Genomic DNA, 7,633 nt, shown 5'->3' with positions numbered 1-7,633 from the left:
GCGGTCGAGATGACGAGCCAAGGCATCGTCGTTCAACCAGGAAGGATGGAGACCGGGACGGATGAGTTTCTCTAGATCGATCTCCTGAGCCCATCGTTCCACGTGAACGAGGGCTTGCCGGCCGTCAAACATATTGTAGATGATGGCCTGAACGGCATCGCTGACTCGAGTCTGGCACTGTGGATCAACGGGAACGAGATGGTCAATCAATTGGGGCAGGCCCAGTTTCTTGAATAGGGCACTTATTATATTCAAATAATGATTGCGATAGACCTTTTTGACTTGAACGTTCATAAGAGAAAAACTCCTTTACGTTCCTTGTGTGTCAAGGATTCATTCGACATCGGAACGAAAAAATCCTCCCGATTTTCGTCGAGAGGGTGCGAAATGTGAGTGCTAAGATGTTGTATATGTCTATTACTCGCGCTCATCACGACTTACATCTATTTTACCGTGGAAATATATCGCCACTATTGGAAGAGCGAGACCCTAGCGCGCCGCCAAAACCACGAAAATCATTTGCCGACTGGTTAATTACGGATATAAACGATCCGTATGTGGAACCACAAGTGGAAGCGGTAAAACGTGTGAAAAAGGAAGATATGATTCGTTTATTTGATGACGAAGAAGAAGAGTTTGTTGAAGAAGCGTTTGAAGATGACCGCGAACGATATTACGATTTCCATGCTTGGTTGAAAGTTTGGCGCCGCTGGGCGGAAATGCGAAAACAATTAGACGAAAAATCGTAAAGGTTGGGATGTAGTGTTGAAGAAATATTCCGGAGGATTTACAGCGGAACACCTTTATAGAAATGAAATGAAAATCATTGTTCATTTACAACTACAAGGATTATCGAAAGAGGAAATAAAGAAAAAAGTTTTTGAAGAAAATTTACTTCATTGTCGCAGCGAAGCGGCAATAAAAGACCTATTTCCTCGCGTTTATCGACGAGCCGAAGTCCTTGATCAGCAACTAAAGTTTTTTCTAATACATGGAGCACGTTCCGACCAAAACGCGCTCCTGCTATATGCATTTTTAAAACGTTTTACGTTTCCTCGTGATTTTGTTTTGGAAGTGATCCATTATAACATGAAAAAATTTAAGTCAACGGTGACAGAAGGAAATATTCGCACGTTTTTTGAAGAAAAGGAACAGCAATATGAACAAGTGAGAAACTGGACCGATAAAACAAAATATAAACTAAAGCAAGTGATGTTAAAAATAATAGTAGATGCCGAATTGCTTAAGAAAAATGGAAACGAATACGAAATCAAACCGATTCCATTAAGTAGAGAGTTGCGTGATTACGTCGAACGAAATCCGGTGTATCGCGACTTACTCATCTTAACATTAAACGAATAATATAGGAGGTTTGCAGTGGAGATTCAAAAAAAATTAGATCGGTTTTTTGAAGAGATTCAAAAAGATGAATTTTTGCAGATGAGAGGATTAGGAAATGAAGTACCATACTTCATTTTTGATTACGAACCGGAACATGAGTTGATTGTCCGCCAATCGATTCGATATTTTACTAATCGGATTCATTTAAACATTAAAGTGCTCAATTTATTGAAAATGGTTATTGAACTATTTGACGATATTGGATTAGAAGGGTTAAAACAATTTGAGGAAGAACAAGGAACGGAAGCCTTGTTTGACGCTTTGCGCCCAACGATCGAAGAAGAACAGCTAGTAGACAAAATTGCCGAAGCGGCAGAACAAGCACAAATCATTTTTATCACCGGGATTGGGAGTGTATTTCCATTAGTACGGGCTCATGAATTGCTAAATCAATTGCATCCGAAAGTAACCAACGTGCCAATCGTTATTTTTTATCCAGGAACATATACAGGGCAAGGCCTGAGCCTATTTAATCGTTTCGAATCCAACGGATATTATCGAGCATTTTCTATCTAATGGACAGAGGAGGGTTCGCAGTGTTACAAAACACATTTACTATTCAGGAACTGTTTAAAAAGCCGATTGACCGCGAAATTAATGGGGTAGTGCAAGCGGGACAATACGACGAAAAAGTGGTTCACAGCGAATTAGAAGAATATGTCATGACGAAAGAAATCAGCGAAAATATGAAGTATTTCTTTAAAAACTACACTAATAGTTTTGATCATCCGACGACAAAAATAGGAGTATGGATTTCCGGCTTTTTTGGTTCAGGTAAATCCCATTTTCTAAAAATCTTGTCTTATTTGCTCAACAACGAAACCGTATATGGCAAACGAGCGGTTGATTTCTTTACAGAAAAAACAGATGACCAAGAATTATTAGAAATGATGCAGCGCTCCGCAACGTATGATAGCCATGCGATTTTATTTAACGTTGATTCCAAATCAGCGGGCGGTAAAAAAGAAAAAGCAACTATTGTAGAAGTATTTTTAAAAGTATTTAACGAATACCTAGGATACTCTCCAACGCTTTGGATTGCCCATATCGAGCGGCAATTGGCGGACGAAGGAGTATACGAGGAATTCGTAAGACATTTTGAAGAAATAGAAGGGAAACCGTGGAAGGAAGAACGGGCGCGGATTTTATTAAAACGCAAACCGTTCATTCAGGCGTTAGCTAGATTAGGATATGACGAAGAAACGTCGGCAGGCTTCTTGGACGCGGCTAAGAAAACGTTTGAAATCAGTTCTGAAGAATTCGCGAAAATTGTTGCAAAACACGTCAAAGAAAAAGGAGACAACTACCGCCTTACGTTTCTTGTCGACGAAATCGGTCAGTATATTGGCGATGATCCGAACCTTATGTTAAATCTACAAACCGTTGTCGAAGATTTAGGAAACTATTGCCAAGGAAAAGTGTGGGTGATTGTTACTTCTCAAGAACAAATCGATGCCGTAACAAAAATTAAAGGCGCTGACAATTTTTCTAAAATTCAAGGCCGTTTCGCGACACGTATTCACTTAACGAGCTCTAATACGGACGAAGTCATTAAACGCCGTCTATTAGAAAAATGGCCGGCAGCTGCCGATCATTTAAAAGTTGAATTCGAACAAATCGGACAAAGTTTAAACAATACGTTAACGTTTGAAAAAGATACGTGCGTGCTTCAAAGCGGATTCAAAAATGAAGAAGAATATGCGGCGATTTATCCGTTCGTCCCATATCAAGTCGAATTGTTGCAACGGGTTTTTGATAAAGTACGCCGCCAAGGGGAGGCAGGAGCTCATTTAGCTCACGGAGAACGTTCCTTATTAAATGCCTTCCAGGAAGTTGCGTTGCAATTAAAAGATCAAGATACAAACCAATTGGCTCGTTTTTCCCAATTTTATGAAACGGTTAAACGATTTTTAAGCACCTCTGTTTCGGCGACGATCGCATCAGCTGCGAAACGCGAAGGCATCACAGAGTTTGACGTTGAAGTGTTAAAAGTGTTATTTATGATCAAGGGGATCGAGCAGATTAAAGCAACGGTAGAAAATATTACCACTTTGCTTGTCGACAGTGTAGACTGCATAAAAAATGATTTAGAAAAAGAAGTTCGCCGTTCGTTAAACCGTCTTCGCCGAAACATGTTAATTGCGGAAAATGCGGATAAAACGTTCGTGTTCTTAAGCGATGACGAACAAGAGATGAATCGCGAGATTGAACACGAACATATTAACGAAGCAAATGTCATTGATGAGTTGGGCAAAATATTTTTCGAAGATATCGTGCAAATGAAGTCATATCGTTATCAAAAAACACATGACTTTGAATTCAATAAAGTATTTGATACGTACACTCGCGGTGGGCGAACGAATGAACTAACCCTTCAAGTATACACGGGGGATGTCACGGAAGAACAAGCGCGGGCAGAGGCAAACTCAGGCATTTTAGTCATGCATATTCCACAAGAATTTACCGAAAAGTTTTTTGAACCGATGGAATACGCGCTTAAAATCCGATCCTATGCAAATAAAAAAATTTCCACGAGCTTAACGGAAAGACAACGTAAAATACTGGATGAAAAACGCCAACAAATCACCGAATTTGAAAAGAAAGCTAAGGAAGCGCTAGCCGAAGCGGCGGTGCATGCGACTTACTATGTGCAAGGACAAGAATACCGTTTTAACGGCAGTTTAGAAAATCAGCTGCAAAGTGCTTTTGAAATTCTTGTCCGTAATACGTACAGCTACTTAAGCTATATGGAGGAGCCGGTTCCTGTCAAAAACGCGAACGATACGATTTATGAATGGGCAACAAAAGGTCTTCCAGCGAAATTAGATGGAACGTTTGCCAACCATCTTGCGTATGACACGGTGTTTCGTTTCCTTGAACAAAGCCGCAATCGGCAAATGGTGACGATGAAATTGCTTGTAGAAAAATTTAAAAGCGCGCCTTACGGCTGGAGCGAAAACGATATTGCCGGATTAGTAGCTGCTTTAATGCATGATGGAAAAATAAAATTAACGTATTTAGGAGAAAGTTTTGATACGAGTCATCCACAGTTTATTTCTCGGATTACAAAAGCGTCGGAACGCGAAAAAGTAATGATTGAGGCGCAAATAGCCATTCCAAGCCACAAACGTAAAATCGTCGTAGAAATGATGCGGGAGTTATTTAACTTCTACGATGTTGGTGAAACGTATGATGAAATTGCAAAGAACATTCGCGTGCAAATGCAAAAACATTTCTTAGAACCAATAACAGAGATGCTGAAAATAAAAGAATATGAAGATCCGCAATATCCATATCCAGGCGGCATTCAGCTCGCGAAATTAAAGAATAGCATCGAGGAATTGTTGTCTTATTCCAAGAGCGAGAATCTCGTTGAGGAATTCATTGAGTTGGATGAAGATTTGGAGGAATGGATTGAGGATATACAAACTTTATCTGCATTTTATACAAAAACGGCCATTCGCTATTTTGATGAAAGTGTCCGTCTATTAAAAGAGCGTGTGGATGATTTAGATATCGCCAAAAATCAAACGGAAGTACAAAAAATTAAAAATCAAATTGTTTCCATCTTGACAATGGATCATCCTTATCGAGAAATTCCTAATCTACCAATCTTAAACGAGAAATTAAGAACAGAACTTACGAATTTTGTAAAGAAAGAACTGGGCGCTCAGCTCGAACAAATGGAAGAAATTCGCCGCAAGATGGAAGAGTTGAAAGAGCGGTACAGCATCGAAGAGATCAAAGCAATGGTTCAACATGAATTAGAAGAGCTGCAAGCCCGTATAGAGCAGCTGAAAGATATGGACAGCATTTCCCGTGTCTATTCCTACACACAAATGGCGACAAACGATTTGCGTCGTTTGGAAGAAAAAGTATATGAACTGTATGTACAATATCAGTCGGAAACGAGTGACGGCGATGATCGTCAAGTGGAAGTGCCAATCTCACGATTCATCCAAGTCATGATACCGTCCGGTCAAGTCGAAATTCGTACTGAAGATGACGTGGATCGTTTATTAGAAAAAATGAAACAGGAACTGCTAAAAGAAATTCAGAATGGAAAAGTTGTCGTCATTAAAAAGTAGAAGGAGTCAGGAGACAATGAACAAACGAGCATTAAAAGAATTTGCTGTTTATGCACGCAACGAACTTCGCAATCAAATCTCATTACGAGCACAGGCCTTTGGGATTACTCCCGAAGGCTCTCCTGCGCTTGTAACAGGTGCTGATTATATTGAAATCAACGGCAAAAAACTGCCGCTATCCTATAAAAACGGTTTGCAAAAACTGTTAAAAGAAATGGAAACAAAAGGCTATGACCAAGTGATTGAAGAAGTCGCGTACACATGGTTTAACCGTTTAATCGCGATTCGCTTCATGGAAGTGCATAACTATTTGCCATCAAAAATTCGTGTTTTATCCAGCGAAACAAAAGGAAAAGTGGATCCGGATATTTTAACCGATTACCAATATACGGACTTGCCAGTCGATAAAGAGGAGATTGCATCTCTTTTACAACAAGGAAAGCGTGAGGAGGCGTATCGGAAATTATTAATTGCCCAATGTAATGAATTGCACGAAATCATGCCGTTCTTATTTGAAAAGTTAGCGGATTATACAGAGTTATTGTTGCCTGAGTCGTTGCTTCATGCGGATTCGTTGATTAACAAACTAGGAAAAGAATTAGGAGACGAAAACTTCGAACATGTAGAAGTCATTGGTTGGTTGTATCAATATTATATTTCAGAGAAAAAAGATGAAGTATTTGCGGGATTGAAGAAAAACAAGAAAATTACAAAAGAAAACATCCCAGCCGCAACACAGATGTTTACGCCGCACTGGATTGTACGTTATATGGTGGAAAACTCGCTTGGGCATATGTGGCTTGAGTCTCATCCTGAGTCGAACTTAAAAGCGGAAATGAAATATTATGTAGAGCCAGCGGAACAAGAGCTAGAGGTACAAGCGAAATTAGAAGAACTACGTAACCCAAATCTTTCACCAGAGGATATTACTGTATTAGACCCTGCTTGCGGTTCTGGTCATATTCTTGTCTATGCCTTTGACTTGCTATACAAAATATATGAAGAACGTGGCTACCCTGTCCGTGAAATTCCATTTCTTATTTTAGAGAAAAACTTATACGGAATTGATATTGATGACCGTGCGGCACAGTTGGCGGCATTTGCGTTAATGATGAAAGCGCGGGAAAAAACGAAAAAAGTATTCCGTCATCCACCTGCATTGAACGTCATTTCGATCCAAGAATCGAATGATATTCTCATCGATCAGGCAGCGGAATTAATTGGAGAAAACGAAACAGAAGTAGCAGAAATCAAAAGACTGTTACAAACTTTTATCGATGCGAAAAACTATGGTTCCATTTTACAACCGGAAAAAGTAGATTTTGATAAATACTTGCGGAAAATTGAACAGTTGCAGCAATCAGGGGAGCATACACTTGAAACATTTGAAGTGTATGAGCAACTAGACAAGATTAAACAACTAATAAAACAAGCTAAATTGTTAGCATCCCAGTACGATGTGGTAGTGACAAATCCGCCGTATATGGGAGCAAAGGGAATGAATACAAAATTGAGTGACTATGTGAAAAAGAATTATAGTGACTCAAAGGCAGATCTTTTTGCAGTTTTTATGGAAAGATGTAGTAGTTTTACTAAAGTAAATGGTTTTCATGCGGAAATAAATCAACAATCTTGGATGTTTTTAGGTATCTATGAAAATATACGTAAAAAATTATTGTCTAATATATCAATTCAGTCAATGGTACATTTAGGACCCAGAACTTTTGAAGAAATTGGAGGAGAAGTTGTCCAAAGTACAAGTTTTGTAATTAGAAATAGATCCCTTCCTTCGTATAAAACAACATTTATTAGGTTAACAAGTTATGGCTCTGAGGAAAAAAAACAAATGTTTTTTAATATTAAGAATAGATATATTGTTACTCACATTTCGCACCCTAACAAGGTCAAAACAAAGGATTTTTTATTTAGTTTTTCAGAATAACTTTTTGACCAACACAACGAGCGATGGCAATCCTTTTTTTACCATCGCTGGTCGTTCCGTATGACGTTACACGTAAATGCTCTCATCCAGCCCCAACCCCTGCAGAATCCTTCGTTGTTCAGGGGTGAGGGAGCGATCCAGTGAGCGTTGGATGCGTCCATCCGGCAGCTTGAACAGGACGACGTTCACATATTTCGTATAA

At 39.3% G+C, this 7,633-nt stretch carries 6 protein-coding genes; 5 read left to right on the top strand and 1 reads right to left on the bottom strand.

Translation table 11 applies throughout. The annotated features are described in order from the left end of the window. On the bottom strand, nt 1-294 hold a 294-nt coding region (locus tag CD000_RS08395), incomplete at its 3' end, for a DUF4277 domain-containing protein (protein ID WP_143425280.1). Between the two features lie 95 nt (nt 295-389). Here CD000_RS08395 and CD000_RS18135 point away from each other — a divergent pair. From CD000_RS18135 to pglX, 5 genes are read left to right on the top strand one after another with little or no spacing between them, the layout of a single operon-like run. Further along, complete coding sequence (locus tag CD000_RS18135; protein ID WP_143425235.1) at nt 390-749, top strand: hypothetical protein; 360 nt, start codon at nt 390-392, stop codon at nt 747-749. Nucleotides 750-762: 13 nt separating this feature from the next. Next, entirely contained in the window at nt 763-1,362 is a 600-nt protein-coding gene (locus CD000_RS08385) for a DUF1819 family protein (protein ID WP_033010176.1), read from the top strand. A 15-nt stretch (nt 1,363-1,377) separates the two neighbouring features. Next, entirely contained in the window at nt 1,378-1,917 is a 540-nt protein-coding gene (locus CD000_RS08380) for a DUF1788 domain-containing protein (protein WP_015863617.1), read from the top strand. A gap of 20 nt (nt 1,918-1,937) precedes the next feature. Continuing rightward, entirely contained in the window at nt 1,938-5,489 is a 3,552-nt protein-coding gene (gene brxC / locus CD000_RS08375) for a BREX system P-loop protein BrxC (RefSeq protein WP_096225439.1), read from the top strand. A gap of 16 nt (nt 5,490-5,505) precedes the next feature. After that, a complete protein-coding gene (gene pglX / locus CD000_RS08370; RefSeq protein WP_096225438.1) occupies nt 5,506-7,431 on the top strand; it encodes a BREX-1 system adenine-specific DNA-methyltransferase PglX in 1,926 nt (641 codons plus the stop codon). Nucleotides 7,432-7,633 lie beyond the last annotated feature (202 nt).

The sequence above is a fragment of the Geobacillus sp. FJAT-46040 genome (genome assembly GCF_002335725.1).
GTDB lineage: Bacteria > Bacillota > Bacilli > Bacillales > Anoxybacillaceae > Geobacillus > Geobacillus thermoleovorans.
The sequence above is the reverse complement of the archived record's forward strand: the minus strand, read 5'-3'. Positions and strand labels throughout refer to the sequence as shown.